At 69.9% G+C, this 15,824-nt stretch carries 12 protein-coding genes and 1 riboswitch; of the genes, 6 read left to right on the top strand and 6 right to left on the bottom strand.

Annotation, left to right across the window (positions count from 1 at the left end; all coding sequences use genetic code 11):
- Window positions 1-32 precede the first annotated feature (32 nt).
- Window positions 33-1,307 (bottom strand): extracellular solute-binding protein, encoded by a 1,275-nt coding sequence (locus ACWF94_RS13825; protein WP_453487554.1) that lies wholly within the window; start codon window positions 1,305-1,307, stop codon window positions 33-35.
- Window positions 1,308-1,999: 692 nt separating this feature from the next.
- Here ACWF94_RS13825 and ACWF94_RS13820 point away from each other — a divergent pair.
- Window positions 2,000-2,761: a GntR family transcriptional regulator gene (locus ACWF94_RS13820; RefSeq protein WP_453487556.1), complete on the top strand. Its 762-nt coding sequence runs from the start codon at window positions 2,000-2,002 to the stop codon at window positions 2,759-2,761.
- Window positions 2,762-3,028: 267 nt separating this feature from the next.
- Window positions 3,029-3,508, top strand: coding sequence for a peptidase inhibitor family I36 protein (locus ACWF94_RS13815; protein WP_453487553.1), 480 nt, complete (start codon window positions 3,029-3,031; stop codon window positions 3,506-3,508).
- Window positions 3,509-3,582: 74 nt separating this feature from the next.
- Here ACWF94_RS13815 and ACWF94_RS13810 read toward each other — a convergent pair whose 3' ends face one another.
- The 4 genes from ACWF94_RS13810 to ACWF94_RS13795 all read right to left on the bottom strand — a co-directional run bounded on the left by ACWF94_RS13810 (window position 3,583) and on the right by ACWF94_RS13795 (window position 9,395).
- Window positions 3,583-4,554 (bottom strand): ArsR/SmtB family transcription factor, encoded by a 972-nt coding sequence (locus tag ACWF94_RS13810; RefSeq protein WP_453487552.1) that lies wholly within the window; start codon window positions 4,552-4,554, stop codon window positions 3,583-3,585.
- Window positions 4,555-4,575: 21 nt separating this feature from the next.
- Entirely contained in the window at window positions 4,576-5,220 is a 645-nt protein-coding gene (locus ACWF94_RS13805; RefSeq protein WP_453487551.1) for a M15 family metallopeptidase, read from the bottom strand.
- A 209-nt stretch (window positions 5,221-5,429) separates the two neighbouring features.
- On the bottom strand, window positions 5,430-6,170 hold the full coding sequence (locus ACWF94_RS13800; RefSeq protein WP_453487550.1) for a CHAP domain-containing protein: 741 nt from the start codon (window positions 6,168-6,170) through the stop codon (window positions 5,430-5,432).
- A 120-nt stretch (window positions 6,171-6,290) separates the two neighbouring features.
- Window positions 6,291-9,395 carry an AfsR/SARP family transcriptional regulator gene (locus tag ACWF94_RS13795; RefSeq protein WP_453487549.1) on the bottom strand — a complete coding sequence of 1,035 codons (3,105 nt, stop codon included), beginning with the start codon at window positions 9,393-9,395 and terminating at the stop codon, window positions 6,291-6,293.
- Window positions 9,396-9,761: 366 nt separating this feature from the next.
- Window positions 9,762-9,861, top strand: a riboswitch (adenosylcobalamin-variant (AdoCbl-variant) riboswitch).
- A 154-nt stretch (window positions 9,862-10,015) separates the two neighbouring features.
- On the opposite strand from ACWF94_RS13795, the gene ACWF94_RS13790 reads away from it, so the two are divergent.
- Window positions 10,016-12,712, top strand: a complete 2,697-nt coding sequence (locus ACWF94_RS13790; protein ID WP_453487548.1) for a ribonucleoside-diphosphate reductase subunit alpha — start codon at window positions 10,016-10,018, stop codon at window positions 12,710-12,712.
- A complete protein-coding gene (locus tag ACWF94_RS13785) occupies window positions 12,712-13,752 on the top strand; it encodes a ribonucleotide-diphosphate reductase subunit beta (RefSeq protein ID WP_453487547.1) in 1,041 nt (346 codons plus the stop codon). The genes ACWF94_RS13790 and ACWF94_RS13785 overlap by 1 nt, the downstream gene beginning before the upstream one ends.
- Here the strand turns inward: ACWF94_RS13785 and ACWF94_RS13780 are convergent.
- The gene (locus ACWF94_RS13780) at window positions 13,656-14,090 is read right to left on the bottom strand and encodes a hypothetical protein (protein ID WP_453487546.1); all 435 of its coding nucleotides are present in this window, start codon (window positions 14,088-14,090) and stop codon (window positions 13,656-13,658) included. The genes ACWF94_RS13785 and ACWF94_RS13780 overlap by 97 nt on opposite strands.
- A 41-nt stretch (window positions 14,091-14,131) precedes the next feature.
- Here ACWF94_RS13780 and ACWF94_RS13775 point away from each other — a divergent pair, with 41 nt between their 5' ends.
- The gene (locus tag ACWF94_RS13775) at window positions 14,132-15,100 is read left to right on the top strand and encodes a GlxA family transcriptional regulator (protein WP_453487545.1); all 969 of its coding nucleotides are present in this window, start codon (window positions 14,132-14,134) and stop codon (window positions 15,098-15,100) included.
- A gap of 427 nt (window positions 15,101-15,527) precedes the next feature.
- Window positions 15,528-15,824: hypothetical protein (locus tag ACWF94_RS13770; protein ID WP_453487555.1), on the top strand; the 297-nt coding region annotated here is incomplete at its 3' end.

The raw sequence follows: 15,824 nt of genomic DNA, 5'->3' as shown, positions 1-15,824 counted from the left end.
CTCCGGTGGAGTCCGTCCCCGGCAGCGGGTGGTTACTGCTTCTGCGAGAGGCGCTTGTTGAACTCGCCTTCGACCTGCTTGGCGGCGTCGGCCGGCGACTTGCCGTTCAGGACGGCCGTCAGATAGGTCTTGATCGGGTTGGGGGCGTTCTCCACCGCGGCCCACTCGGGGATCAGCGGGGTGGTGCCACCCTGCTTGGCGGCCGGGGCGGCGGCCTCGGCGACCGGGTTGCCGGCCAGGTTGCTGTTGAGCGACTCCTTGTTCGGGATGACGCCGTTCAGCTTCGCGAGCTGGCCCTCGTACTTGTCGGAGAGCGCGAGCTTCAGGAACTCCTTGGCGAGCTTCTGGTTCTTGCTGCCCTGGGCGACGGCGAGGTTGGAGCCGCCGAGGAACACACCCTCGGGCTTGTCGGCGGTCTCACCCGGGATGGTGAAGTAGCCGATCTCCTTCTCGATGGCCGCGTTGGCCTTGATCGCCGTGCCGGCCTCCCAGCCCATGCCGACGAACGCGCCCGTCTTGCCCTTGGCGAAGATGTCGGCCTGCTGCGGGGTGGCCTCGTCCTTGTCCTTGGGGGCATCGGAGTAGGAGGCGTACTTCTTGTACAGCTCGGCGGCCTCGGCCACCTTCGGGTCGGCGAGGTTGGAGACCCACTTGTCCCCGTCCTTCTTGACCAGCTCGGCGCCCTTGCCCACGGTCAGACCGACGAAGAAGTACCAGTTCTGGCCGGGCATGTAGATGGGCTCGGCCTTGCCCTTCGCCTTGATCTTGTCCAGCGCGGCGAAGAACTCCGCCTGGGTCTTCGGCGGCGCGGCTATGCCGGCCTCCTTGAACACGGACTTGTTGTAAAGGACGACGCGGTTGGCGAAGAACCACGGCACGGCGTACTGCTTGCCGTCGATCACCGAAGCCTTGTTCAGGTTCTCGGCCCAGTCGGTGCCGATCTCCTTCTTCAGGTCCTCAAGCTCGGCGAGGCCACCGGTCTTGGCGTAGGCGGCGGTCTGCGTGTTGCCGATCTCGAATACGTCCGGCGGGTTCTCCTCGGAGAGGGAGGTGGTGAGCTTCTGCTGAATACCGTTCCACTGCTGAACCTCGAACTTCAGCTTGGCCTCGGTCTGCTTCTCGAATTCAGCAGTCAGGTCTTTCTGCCACTGGTCGGGGGTGGAGCCGTCCATCATCCAGACCGTCAGGGTCTTGCCCTTGAAGCTGCCGGAGTCGCCACCCTCGTCGTCACCATTGTCGCCACCGCACGCGACAATACCGACCATCATGCCTGCGACGCCGATCGCCGCGATGAGCTTGCGCTTCACGCCACCCTCCTCAGGGATGTCTGCAACCCCTGCCCACCGCAAAGCTGATGCACTAGTACTGCTCGTACCGCAGAGCTGATGCTTGGTACTGCTCGTGGGGCTGGGAACCGGTCATTAGTGGTTTAGACCAGTACCGGGAGCTTGGCCTAGACCTTTCAGGCTGTCAAGGCTCGCCAGAAGGCCCGTCACGTCCGTTATCAGACCGACATCTGAGCGTCGGAGTGAGCCGATGAGACGGTGGACAGTAAACCCCAACCGTGCCTCCAGCACCTTCAGTACCCATGCGTAACACGCGTTGCAGGGGGGTGCCCCGGACCGCCGCGCCGGGGGCGCCCGGGGCACCCGCCGGACGCTCACCGGGCCCCCTCCGGGACGCTTGCCGTGCACGCGCCGGGCACGCGGCGGACGAGTACCGGACGAGCGCCGGGACGCTCATACGCCGGGTGCGGGGAGGCCCCTCAGGGCGGCCCGGGCCGACTCTGACCAGCGGCGGGCGCCTCGGCGGGTCGTGGTGACAACATGGCGTTATGGACTAGACCAAGCCCTGTACCAGAGGTGTATAAGGGGGGCACTCGTGCCCGTTGCCCAGCCGGGCACCCAAGGGGTGCCGCCCTCGGGCCCGCCCGTGCCACGATGTGACCCTAGTTATGGAGGAATCGGTGACGGCAGCACAGCAGACCGGAAGGCAGGGCATGGCCACCACGGGGGACGGCACGGAGAAGCAGGGCGGGACGGTTGCCCGCCCCTCGCGCGTGCCCAAGTACTACCGGCTCAAGCGTCATCTGCTGGATATGACCGAAACCCTGCCCCCGGGCACGCCGGTCCCCCCCGAGCGCACCCTGGCCTCCGAGTTCGACACCTCCCGTACGACCGTCCGCCAGGCGCTCCAGGAGCTGGTGGTCGAGGGCAGACTCGAACGGATCCAGGGCAAGGGCACCTTCGTCGCCAAACCGAAGGTCGCCCAGGCCCTGCAACTGACCTCCTATACGGAGGACATGCGGGCCCAGGGCCTGGAGCCCACCTCGCAACTCCTCGATCTGGGGTATGTCACGGCCGACGACCGGCTCGCCGAGCTGCTGGACATCAACACCGGGGGACGCGTCCTGCGCATCGAGCGGCTGCGGCTCGCCAGCGGGGAGCCGATGGCGATCGAGACGACCCATCTGTCGGCGAAGAGGTTCCCCGCGCTGCGCCGCTCGCTCGTCAAGTACTCCTCGCTCTACACCGCGCTCGCCGAGGTCTACGACGTACGGCTCGCCGAGGCCGAGGAGACCATCGAGACCTCACTCGCCACACCGCGCGAGGCCGGGCTGCTCGGTACGGACGTCGGGCTGCCGATGCTGATGCTCTCGCGGCACTCGGTCGACGCCAACAATGAGCCGGTGGAGTGGGTACGGTCGGTCTACCGGGGCGACCGCTACAAGTTCGTCGCCCGCCTCAAGCGCCCCCATTAGGGGTGTTTCCGGTGAATCAGGGGGCTCCGCCGGATCCTCGTTCCTCATTCCTCGTTCCTCGTTCCTCGTTCCTCATTCCTCGTGGACCGGGGTGATCTCTGAGAATCCGGCGGTGTTTCATCTGACGTTGAAACCGGTCAGAAGGCCGGCACCCCCTGCCTAGATTCGTCCCTGTACCGACCGCCGACACGGTCGACGTCGAATCCACCAGGGGAAAACGAAATGCGCCTCACCTCGAAACTCGCCACCACCACCATTGCCGCCGCCATGGCAACCGTAGCCATCGGCACGCTCAACACCACAACCGCCCAGGCCCAGGAATCCGCCCCAGGCGCCATGGCGACCCTCGGCAACAAGACCATCGACCTGAGCGACGGCTGGCAGAACGCCGACGTCTGCTCCGTCGGCCCCTCCGGCAAGACCACCTGCGTCGACACCGACACCATGACCGCGCGGGAATCCCGCGCGGCAGGTGCCTGCAAGAAGAACTGGGTATGTATCTGGGACAAGAAGAACTTCAAGGGCCGCATGCTCAAGTTCAACCACGAGTACTGGCACAACCTGGCCGACTGGGGCTTCAGCAACAAGGCCGAATCAGCCCGCAACCACCAGAACACCATCATCCCCGACCACGCGTACCTGGCGACAGGCCGCAACGGAAAGGGTAAGCAGAAGAAGATCCCCGAGGGCTACAAGTACGGCTCCCTGGGCAAGTTCAACAACAAGGTCAGCAGTATTTACGGCTGACCCTCCGAGGGTTCCCGAAATGCCCGGTGTGCCGTCATGGCTTCGCTCATGACGGCACACCTGTGTGATGCCTGCTACCGCCGGTGGAGCAGGCCGGCACCGAGCGGGGTGACCTCGTGCACCACGCTGTTGCCCTCGCGGGAGCTGACGATCAGCCCGGCGCGGCGCAGCACGGTGAGGTGCTGGCTGGCCGATGACAGGAGCAGACCGGCCCGGCGGGCGAGCTGGCTCGTGTTGCTCTGGTGGCGTTCGCCGACGGCCTCCAGCACCGCGGCACGGCTGCACCCCACCAGGTCGGCGAGGGTGTCGCTCGCGTCGTCCGCCGGTTCCGAGTCCCACGGTTCATGACCGAGCGGGTACACCAGTACCGGCACCGCCTCCCCCGGTCGCACCAGTGTCACCGGGTGACAACGGCAGAAGTAGGAGGGCACCAGTAACAGGCCGCGTCCCTCCAGGTGCAGGTCGCGGTCCACCGGATAGTCGATGTCGAGGACGGGCGCGCGCCACCGCGCGGACGGTGACAGATCGCGGAGCAGCCCCTCCACCCCGCCGGAGGCCAGGAGCCGGCCTGCCCGGTCCCGTTCGCGTGCGGTGTGCGTCAGGATGCTGCCGAGGAACGGGGTGATCGCCACGTGCTGGTAGTCCCGGAAGGACCGGTCGAGGTGGGCAAGTGCCGGGCCACGGCCTTGGTACAGGTCGCGGACCCATGGCGACAGCGTCCCGCCGGCGGCGAGGAGTCCGATGTCCTGCCGCATCTCGTTTCCGGGAGTGCGGAGGACCGGCTCCACCGCCTCGGCCGGGCACAGCGTGTCCGTGTGCGGGGTGAGGAAGTCCGGGAAGTAGCCCTGTTTCGGGATGAGTTCGGCCAGCGCCAGGGCCCGCGGCGGCAGGTTCGGCCGCACCCGCCCGCGCCACCAGCCGCCGAGGAGGCCGGCGCTGCCGTCCTGGAGCCAGTGGGTGCTCAGTACGGTTTCCCACATCAGAGCCGGTGCGCTCGCCACCCGTGTCCGGGCCAGGTCCGTGGCGGTGAAGTGAATGCGCAGCATGTGTCCCCCGATCACAGCTGTTTACCTGGGCCCGTACCGGGCGGCAGGGGCCCCGGTCAGCAGCGCCCAGTAGCGGTCACCGTAGGACCAGTGCCACCACTCCGTCGGATAGTTGATCAGTCCCGCGGTGGTGAGCGCCGCCCTCAGGGTGAGCCGGTTGCGACGTGCGTGGCCGGAGATGTTCGGGGCGTCGGTGTAGCAGGCGCCATCGCTCGCCTCCGGGCTGGCGTCGACCGGTGTGCCGAGGTCGAGTTCGTCGCCGTCCCTGGTGCACAGGGTGAGATCCACGGCGGCACCGGCGACGTGCGGCCCGATCTCGGGCGGCGCCAGCGAACGGCTGACCTGGGTACGCAGATGGTCGTCCGGCCAGTCAGGGTTGGCCCGGCGCAACTCGGCGGCGTACGCGTCGAAGTACCGCCTCTGCAGGGCGAGGGGGCGGTACCCCTCGGTGACCAGCAGCCGCAGCCCGTCGGGCAGCAGGCGGGCCGCCCTCTCCAGGCGCACGGCGACCCCCTCGCGGACCATGCTGTACGCGCCGTCCGGATCCGCCTGTCGTGGGTCCACGTCGAGAAGGGACGACTCCTGTAGGTCGACGAGCGGCTCACCGCACTCGACGACGGAGATGTGCGCCACTTCGGGTGCGTTCATCAGGATGATCGAGGTCATGTCATGCCCTTCGCCGTCCCGCGTGCGGGAAGTGTAGGCGGCGCGTGCGCGCCCGGGCCCCGGGGAGAGGCCGGTGGTGCGGCACTCTCCCCGGGGCACCCCCGTAGGGCGTGTTGCGAAAGTCCCGCCTGGCCCGCGACGCCTCCGGGCGTACGGCGCTACTTTCGAAACACCCCCGTAGGGCGGCGATCCTGTCGGCCGTGGCGGTGCTACCGCCTTTCGGGCGAGACGTAGCCGACGACGTCGCCGCGTTCCGTGTTGGACCGATCGCGCTGGTAGACGCCTTCCGTGCCGCCTCCGCTCGGCGTCTTCGTGGTGTTGCCCTCGATGGTCGTCAGCTTCTTCCCGCTCTTGCGGTACTTGACGACGACACCGACGTGGTCGATGTCCCAGCCGTTGTTGCCGAGGCTCGGCTTGCCGTCCCAGTCGTAGAGCACCACGTCACCGGGCTTGGGCACATAGGAGCCGCGCTTGTGCCACGTGCCGGTGCCTGCCTTGGCGGCCCGGTAGAAGGAGCCCGCCCACGGGTCGATCCCCTTGGTCCTGGCACCCGCCTTCTTCCAGGTGTAGCGGGCGAAGTCGGCGCACCAGTTGTTGGAGCGCCACTTCACACCGCCGGTCGTGGTGCCGCAGATGTTGTCGCCGCTGGTCTTCCAGTACCCGCTGTAGAAGTTGCAGTTGTTCTTCTTCTCGCGGTTGTGCTTCGGGTTGTTCTTCTCGATGGTGGCCGTTTTGACGATATCCGCCCGTAGGGGGGTCGACGCGGCGGACGCGGTCGTGGTCAGCGACCCCGCGGCGACGGCACCGCCGGCGAGGGCGGTGACCGTGAACATGACCGCCCGGCGGCGGAGGACGGGCGTCCTCACCGACCGGGAGGCCGAGGCGGATGATGAGGCGGATGCCGAGGCGGTCGTGCTGCTGTTCGTCGTGCTGTTCGTCGTGCTGGACATCAGTGGTCCTTCCCCGTTGCTTCCCCGTTGTGCCGGAAGCTGTTTCCCTCCGGCATCAGCAAGGTTCGCCGGGGCCTCTGCAGTTTGCCTGCAAGCCCTCCGTAACACGCTCACCGCGGCTTACAGCTCATGGCGCTCCTGCGTGCCGTACTCCCTGAACACGGACAGCGCCTCGGTACGCAGCGCCGCCGCCCCCGGCCCGTCGCCCAGCGCCTCACGGGCGGAAGCGAGATCGCGCAGCGTGCGGGCGCGGGGCAGCCGCAACTCCAGTGCGTCCCACAGGCGCACGGCCGCGGCGAGCCGCTTCTCCGCCTCATGGTGCCGCCCGTCGGCCAGGGCGCACTCGCCTGCCGTGCGCAGGGTCAGCGCCTCGCCGAACCGGTCCCGGTACGCCCGGCAGACGTCGAGGGCGCCGAGCAGCTCCGCCTCCGCCTCCCGGGTACGTCCCAGCCGCAGCCGAGCCTTGGCACGGGCCCGTTCGGCGTACGCCGCCATCAGCGGATCACCGAGTCCCGCGAGAATCTCCAGCGCCCGTCCGGCATGCCGTTCGGCCTCCTCGTACGCTCCGAGTGACCGGTGCACCAGGCTCAGCGTGCGCAGCGTGAGTGCTTCACCTCTCCGGCTGCCCAGGCGCCGATAGCCTCGCAGCGACAGGTCGAGGAGTGCCGACGCACGGTCGTGGTCGCCGAGTTCGAGGAGTACGGAGCCACGGAGGCGGCAGGCAAGACCGACGCCCGCGTCATCGCCCAGGCGCTGGAAGATGTCGACGGCGCGGCCCAGCGCGTCATCGGCGGCGTCCAGTCGGCCCAGCTCACGCAAGTTGCCGCCGAGCCCCGCGAGGGCGGCGGCCTGGCCGTGCGCATCGCCGATGTCGGCGCACAAGGGCTCGGCCTGCCGGAAGTAGTCCTGAGCCTCGGCGTACCGGTCCTGTTCGAAACGCAGTTGCCCCAGGCCGATGAGCAGCAGCGCCTCGCCGGCGCGGTCCTCGGCACGCCGGGCGGCGGCCAGGGCGGCGTCGTGGCTGCGCCACCAGGCGTCGAAACGGTTGCCGACGGCGAACGACGAGGAGCACAGCACCGTCGCTGCGGCACAGGCGAGGGTGTGCAGCCCGAAGCCCGCCGCGCGCTCGACGGCCGTGGCGAGCGCGTCGGCCTCGGCCTCGAACCAGGCGAACGGATCGGCGAGCGCCCGCCGGGTGGTCGCCGCGCCCACATCGGCGGCTGGTCCGCGGCCCCGCGTGCCCGCCTCGTCCCACTCCGCCCTGCCCCCGCCGGCGGACCGGTTGACGCTCGCCGATCCCCCGAGATAGGGCCGCAGCACGACCACCCCCGAAGGCGCCTCCTCCGCGACGCGCTCCACCAGGCGCAGGCCGGCGGCGAGCGCCCGCCCGACCGACGCCGTACGTGTTTCGAGCGAGTCGTCGGCCTCGGCCCGCTCCGCGGCGTACACCCGCACCAGATCGTGCGCCCGGTAGCGCGACTGACCCGCGGAGTCGGTCCCCGTCCAGTCCAGCAACTGCGCGTCGACGAGCCGCTCAAGCACTTCCTCCGCCTCGTCCTCGGCCCCGTCGACGAGCAGCGCCACCATCCAGGGGGCCGTGTCGCACGGTCCGAGCACGGCGAGGCGGCGCAGTACCGTGCGGGCGTCCCTGTCGAGCGACTCGTAGCTCAGCCCCAGACTGGCCCGGACCTCCAGATCGCCCACGGCCAGCTCGTCGAGGCGCCGCCGCTCGTCCTCAAGGCGGTCGGCGAGGATGCGGTGTGTCCAGTGCCGGCGAGTGGTCAGCCGGGCCCCGGCGATCCGCAGGGCCAGCGGCAGACCACCGCACAGGGTGACGATGCGCCGGGCCGCGGCGTCCTCGGCGGGATCGTCCGTCGCGCCCCGGGCGCCGGTGACCCGGGTCAGCAGTTCCAGGCTGCGTGCCTCGTCCAGGACAGCGAGATCGGTACGCCGGGCCCCGTCGAGGCCGCCGAGCCGGGCCCGCGAGGTGACCAGCACACCACAGCCCGCGCCGCCCGGCAGCAGAGGCCGCACCTGAGCCTCCTCGCCCGCGTCGTCAAGGACCAGCAGGAGCCGGCGACCCGCGACGAGGCCGCGGAAGAGGTCGGCACGCTCAGCGGCATGCTCGGGCGGTGCCGCTCCCAGCGCGCGCAGCAGCCTCCCGAGGACGTCGCCGGATGTCACGGGACCGCCGGCGCCCTGTAGTTCGGCATACAGCTGACCGTCGGGGAATGCCTCCATGGCCAGGTGGGCGGCCTTCACCGCGAGGGCGGACTTGCCGACACCGGCCGGCCCCGACACCACCACGACGGCGGGCGCGTCCCGGGGTGCGGTGAGCCCGTCGACCACCTCGGCGATCTCCGCCTCGCGCCCGGTGAAGTCCCGGATGGCAGGCGGCAGCAGGGACACGGGCCGGGGTGTGACGGGCACCTGCGGCACCGAGACATCAAGGGCCGCCGCACCCTCCTCGGCGCGCAGCAGCACAGGGTCGGCCCTCAGGATCTCTCCGTGCCGCCAGCAAAGCTCGGGTCCGGGGTCGATCCCGAGTTCCTCGGCGAGTACGGCACGTCCCTCCTCGAACACCGTGAGGGCGTCGGCCTGCCGCCCCACCCGGTAGAGGGCGAGCATGAGCTGTCCTCGCAGCCGCTCCTTGGTCGGGTGGGCGCCGACGAGTCCCTTCAGCTCGGTGACCAGCTCGCTCTCCCGCCCCCCGCATTCGAGTTCGGCGGCGATGCGCTCCTCGACCACGGTCTGCCGGGCCTCCTCAAGCCGTGCCGCCTCGCTCCGCAACGCCTCGCCGACCCCGCCCAGCGCGGAACCACGCCACAATTCGAGCGCGGCACGCCCCGACCGGGCAGCGGCGGAGTGATCACCCCGCGCGGCGGCCCGCCGCCCGGCCGCGGCCAGTTCCTCGAACCGCCCGAGGTCCACCGTCCCGGCGTCGGGCCGGATCACATATCCCGGCGCGCGCGTCTCGATCGCCCCCCGGCGCGCTTCCGGCAGGGCCCGCCGCAGGGCCGAGACATACGTCTGGACCAGTGCCCGGGCCGTCTCCGGCGGCTTTTCTCCCCATATGACGTCCACCAGATCGTCGGCAGGTACGACATACCCGGCGCGCAGCAACAGCGCGGCCAGCAGGGCACGGGGCTTGGGCCCGCCCAGGCGCAGGCAACGTCCCTCCCACATCGCTTCGACCGGCCCGAGTAAACGGTATTCCACAGCCATGCTCTCCCCCGAGGCGTGACGGACACTGACTCACGCCTCATGGTCCCCCAACCGTCCCGGCGGAGCGAGGAGCAGGGGGATTCCGTAGCGCATTGTGGGATGGTGTCGCGGGGCTGCCAGGCGACCCTCGCCCGCCGCCCTGCCGACGCCTTGGGCGCCTCTGGCCGACGCCTTGAGTGCCTGCCCGCCACCTCTCCGCCGCCTCTCCGCCGACCCCTTGGGCGGTCTCCGGCGACCCTTGGGCGGCTCTCCGGCGGCTCTCCGGCGACCCATGAGACCTGACCCCTCATAAGGCGGGCGGCACCACCGCGACACAAGATGTGGGGGGTGCCGCATCTCAGTGCCCCCACATGTATGCTCATCTCGCTGTCGCCGCAGAGGAATCCGGTGCGAATCCGGAACTGTCCCGCAACGGTGTGCTGTGGTGCGCTTTGTCGTACCAGCAAGTCCGAGCGTCTGCCGACAGCGCACCCGGCTCATCCGACCCGGGTGCCCAGACGTCCGGGCCTCGCGGTTGGGTCGGCGGACGCCGTACGGAGTGCTGCCCCGACCCGGGTACGCACTCTCTTCGGCGCTGCCCTCTCGCCCCGGCCCGCGAGCCGAGCGAGGGAGAGCACCACGTGACGATCGCGCCAGCCGATCCGGCCACAGACACCCCAGAAGCCTCAACCGTCTCCCCCCTTTCCGGGCGGATGCCCGCCCCGGCCACCGGGCAGGCCGGGGACGGCCGGACCGAGCCTGGCCGGACCGGCGACGCGCAGCCCGGGGACGTACAACCCGCCGACGTACAGGTCGGCGACGTACAGGCCGACGACGGGCGGTCCGAGAACGGGCGGTCCGACAGCGGACTGCCCGGTGACAAGCGACCCGGGAATGAGCCTGGCGACGGCCCCGGGACCGCGCTGCTGCGGACGCTGACCGACCTCACCGCCGACCTCCCGGACACGGACCCCGGCCGGGTCGCCGCCGCGGCGCTGCGCGGCCGGAACGCCGGATCGGACGCGGCGGAACTCCGTGGACTCGCCATCGACGCCGCCGCGGGCCTGATCTCCGAGGACCCGGCGTACTCCCGGCTCGCCGCCCGGCTGCTGGCCCGCGCCATCGCCGACGAGGCGGCGACCCAGGGAGCCGTCTCGTTCTCCGCGTCCGTCGCCGTCGGCCACACCGAGGGTCTGATCGCCGACCGGACCGCGGAGTTCGTCACCGACCACGCCGCCCGGCTGGACGCGCTGATCGACCGGGAGGCCGACGACCGCTTCGGCTACTTCGGGCTGCGGACCCTCTACAGCCGCTATCTGCTGCGCCACCCGATCACCCGCCAGGTGATCGAGACGCCCCAGCACTTCCTGCTGCGCGTCGCCTGCGGACTGGCCGAGGACCGCTCCGAGGGTGCGGCGGGTGAGGTCGCCGAACTGTACGGGCTGATGAGCAGGCTCGACTACCTCCCCTCCTCCCCCACCCTCTTCAACTCCGGCACCCGCCACCCGCAGATGTCGTCCTGCTATCTGCTGGACTCCCCGCTGGACGAGCTGGACTCCATCTACGACCGGTACCACCAGGTCGCACGCCTCTCCAAGCACGCGGGCGGCATCGGGCTCCCGTACTCCCGTATCCGCGCCCGCGGTTCACTGATCCGCGGCACCAACGGGCACTCCAACGGCATCGTGCCGTTCCTGAAGACCCTCGACGCCTCGGTCGCCGCCGTGAACCAGGGCGGCAGGCGCAAGGGAGCCGCCGCGATCTATCTGGAGACCTGGCACGCGGATGTCGAGGAGTTCCTCGAACTGCGCGACAACACCGGGGAGGACGCCCGGCGGACGCACAATCTGAATCTCGCGCACTGGGTCCCCGACGAGTTCATGCGCCGGGTCGAGGCCGACACCCGGTGGTCGCTGTTCTCGCCGGCCGATGTGCCGGAGCTGGTGGATCTGTGGGGCGACGACTTCGACGCCGCGTACCGCGCGGCCGAGGCGGCGGGCCTGGCCCGTAAGACCCTGCCCGCCCGTGAGCTGTACGGCCGGATGATGCGTACGCTCGCCCAGACCGGCAACGGCTGGATGACCTTCAAGGACGCCGCGAACCGTACGGCCAACCAGACCGCGCTGCCCGGCCACACCGTCCACTCATCGAACCTCTGCACCGAGATCCTGGAGGTCACGGACGACGGGGAGACGGCCGTCTGCAACCTCGGCTCGATCAATCTCGGCGCGTTCGTGGCGGCCGATGCCGCCGATGGTACGGACGGCGGCGCGGGTGGTACGGACAGCGGCGCGGAGCTGGACTGGGAGCGGCTGGACGCCACCGTCCGTACCGCCGTCACCTTCCTCGACCGGGTCGTCGACATCAACTTCTACCCGACCGAGCAGGCGGCCCGTTCCAACACCCGCTGGCGGCCGGTGGGCCTGGGTGTCATGGGGCTCCAGGACGTCTTCTTCCAGCTCAAGCTGCCGTTCGACTCCCCCGCCGCCCGGGCGCTCTCCACCCGTATCGCCGAACGGATCATGCTCGCCGCGTACGAGGCGTCCGCCGGTCTCGCCGAGCGCGGCGGCCCGCTCCCGGCGTGGGAGAAGACCCGGACCGCGCGCGGTGTGCTGCACCCGGACCACTACGGGGTCGAGCCGCACTGGCCGGAGCGGTGGGCGGCCCTGCGTGAGCGGGTCGCCAGGACGGGGATGCGGAACTCCCTCCTCCTGGCGATCGCCCCGACCGCGACGATCGCGTCCATCGCGGGGGTGTACGAGTGCATCGAGCCGCAGGTGTCCAATCTGTTCAAACGCGAGACGCTCTCCGGGGAGTTCCTCCAGGTCAACTCGTATCTGGTGCGAGAGCTGAAGCGGCTGGGCGTCTGGGACGCCCAGACCCGGGAGGCGCTGCGCGAGTCCAACGGCTCGGTGCAGGGCTTCACCTGGATTCCGGCCGAGGTGCGGGAGCTGTACCGCACGGCGTGGGAGATCCCGCAGCGCGGTCTGATCGACATGGCCGCCGCCCGCACCCCGTATCTCGACCAGTCGCAGTCGCTGAATCTGTTCCTGGAGACGCCGACCATCGGGAAGCTCAGCTCAATGTACGCATACGCCTGGAAGCAGGGGCTGAAGACGACGTACTACCTGCGTTCCCGCCCGGCGACCAGGATCGCCCGCGCGGCCGGTGGCGGCGGTTCGGTTCAGGCAGGTGCTGCCACGGCTCCCGCTCCCGCGCCCGACCCCGCCCTCGCACCCGTACCCGTACCCGTACCCGTACCCGTACAGCAGCCGTCGCCCGACGACGCCGTCGCCTGCTCCCTTGAGAACCCCGAGTCCTGCGAGGCATGCCAGTGATGTCCACCTCCCCTGCGAAGACTCACGCGAAGAAGCACGAGAAGAACCTCCTCGACCCCGGCTTCGAGCTGACCCTGCGCCCGATGCGCTACCCCGACTTCTACGAGCGCTACCGGGACGCGATCAAGAACACCTGGACGGTGGAGGAGGTCGATCTCCACTCCGATGTGTCCGACCTCGCCAAGCTGTCGCCGGGCGAACAGCACATGATCGGGCGGCTGGTCGCGTTCTTCGCGACCGGGGACTCGATCGTCTCCAACAACCTCGTCCTGACCCTGTACAAGCACATCAACTCCCCCGAGGCGCGGCTCTATCTGAGCCGTCAGCTCTTCGAGGAGGCGGTGCACGTCCAGTTCTATCTGACGCTCCTGGACACCTATCTCCCCGACCCGGATGACCGGGCGGCGGCCTTCGACGCGGTCGAGGAGATCCCCTCCATCCGGGAGAAGGCGCATTTCTGCTTCCGCTGGATGGACTCGGTCGAGAAGATCGACCGTCTGGAGACCCAGGCGGACCGCCGCCGCTTCCTGCTGAATCTGATCTGTTTCGCGGCCTGTATCGAGGGGCTGTTCTTCTACGGCGCTTTCGCGTACGTGTACTGGTTCCGCTCCCGTGGCCTGCTGCACGGTCTCGCGACCGGCACCAACTGGGTGTTCCGCGACGAGACCATGCATATGAACTTCGCGTTCGAGGTCGTGGACACGGTCCGCAAGGAGGAGCCGGAGCTGTTCGACGACGCGCTCCGGCAGCAGGTCACCGACATGCTCAAGGAGGCCGTGGAGGCGGAGTTGCAGTTCGGCCGCGATCTGTGCGGCGACGGGCTGCCCGGCATGAACACCGAGTCGATGCGCGAGTACCTCCAGTGCGTCGCCGACCAGCGGCTGACGCGGCTCGGCTTCGCCCCGGTGTACGGCTCGCGGAATCCGTTCTCCTTCATGGAGCTTCAGGGGGTGCAGGAGCTGACGAACTTCTTCGAGCGCCGCCCGTCGGCGTACCAGGTGGCGGTGGAGGGGTCGGTGGACCTCGGCGAGGACTTCTGACTCGGCGCGGAGTTGTGACTCGGCGCGGAGTTGTGAGCGGGCCGGGGCGGGGTGGCCGGGGCAGCCGGCACGAGGGGGCTGTACCGGGCGCCCCGGCCCCTGCCCGTCCGGCCCCTGTCCGCCCGGCCTCTGTCCGTCCGGTCCCTGCCCACCCGGTCCCGTTCGCCCTGCTCCGCCGCCCGTAGCTGACGGTCGACGGCACGGTCCCTGGCATGCCCGAGCAGGGACGGGAACAGCAGCAGACCGGCGGCGGTGAGGACGACGATGAGGGCGATGAACGTGTTCATATGTCCACTGTCGTCCTCGCCCGCCCACCCCGGCAGTGGCAGGACCGCCATGAACCATCGAATTACTGCCACGCCCGTGCGACACTCACCCCATGCTGAAGAATGTGGCCGTCGTGCTGCTCGAAGGTGTGCATCCCTTCGAGCTGGGCGTCCTGTCCGAGGTGTTCGGCCTGGACCGCAGCGCGGACGGAATGCCGCTCTACGATTTCGAGGTCGTCTCCGCCGAGGGGCCGACGCTGGCCACTCACGCGGGGTTCACCCTCACCGCGTCGGAGGATCTGCACCGGCTGGAGGCGGCGGACCTCATCGCCGTCCCCACCGGCGACGCCTTCGTCGTCCGTGACTACCCGCCCGGGCTGCTGGCGGCGCTGCGCCGGGCCGTCGAGCGGGGCGCGCGCGTGCTGAGCGTCTGCTCCGGGGCATTCGTCCTGGGTGCGGCGGGCCTCCTCGACGGCCGCCGCTGCACCACCCACTGGCGGCACTCCGCGCAGCTGGCCGAGCGCTTCCCGCTCGCCGACGTCGACCCCGATGTGCTGTACGTCGACACGGGCCGGGTCATCACCTCGGCGGGCACGGCCGCCGCGATCGACGCCTGCCTCCATATCCTCCGCGCCGAGCACGGGCCCAGGGTCGCCAACTACATCGCCCGCCGTATGGTGGTCCCGCCCCACCGCGACGGCGGCCAGGCCCAGTACATCGAACGCCCCCTGACCCAAGCCCGCTGCGACACCGTGGGCGAGGTCCTGAGCTGGATGGAACGCCACCTCGACCGCGAGATGACGGTCGAGCAGCTCGCCGCCCGCGCCCATATGGCCCCCCGCACCTTCGCCCGCCGCTTCCACCAGGAGACGGGGACGACCCCGTACCGCTGGCTGCTTCGTCAGCGGGTGCTGCTCGCGCAGGAGCTGCTGGAATCGACCGACCAGACGGTGGACGCCATCGCGGGCCGCAGCGGCTTCGGCAACGCGGCGGCCCTGCGCCACCACTTTCTGCGCACCCTCGGTACGACCCCGAACGCATACCGCCGTACGTTCCGGGGCCCGGTCCGGGACAGCGTCTGAGCCCCGCCGCGTAGCCCCGACCACACCGGTCGCCCGAACAAATGACCGAACAAACGACCGAAACTTGTCAGTTCCTGGCCCTGTAGAACCCCACCGGCCCCAACCTCAACTTCACTGCCCCCACCTGGCACATCTTCATCGGCATGGTCAAGCCCGACTCCTGACCTGGCGCGGTTCGGACGCCCGGCCGGAAACCTTCCGGCCGGGCGTTTCGCATCACCGGCCCCCGACCGCCCGCACCCACCCGGGCATGGCTCATTGGCGTCTTCCCTCCCCCGCGCACGCACACGAACATCGCTCAGGTGATTCACAGACCTGCGTGTGAGAAGGGGGAGTCGTCATGACGCACATGCCTGGCCCCGAGGAGCGCGACAGACCCTGGTCCGGAAGGAGTCTGCGCTATCTGTCCGGAGGACTGGCACTGGCCCTGTCCGTGGCCCTGCTCGACGGCACGAGCGCGGCGGTGGCCGCCGAGCCCGCCGCGCGCTCCGCGCCGAAGAAGGCGGCGGTGACGGAAGCGGCGGACATCGCGTCCGCGCGTGTCGCGGCCCGGTTGTCGGGCCGCCGCGTGGAGGCGCTGTCGGAGCGTACGGAGACCTCGACAACGTGGTTGAACAAGAACGGTTCGCTGACGACCGAGATCGTGGCCGGTCCGATCCGGTTCCAGGACCGGTCCACCGGTGACTGGCGGAACGTCGATCTGAGTCTGGCGAAGGCCGCCGAC

The sequence above is a fragment of the Streptomyces sp. NPDC055078 genome (assembly GCF_053607985.1).
The sequence above is the reverse complement of the archived record's forward strand: the minus strand, read 5'-3'. Positions and strand labels throughout refer to the sequence as shown.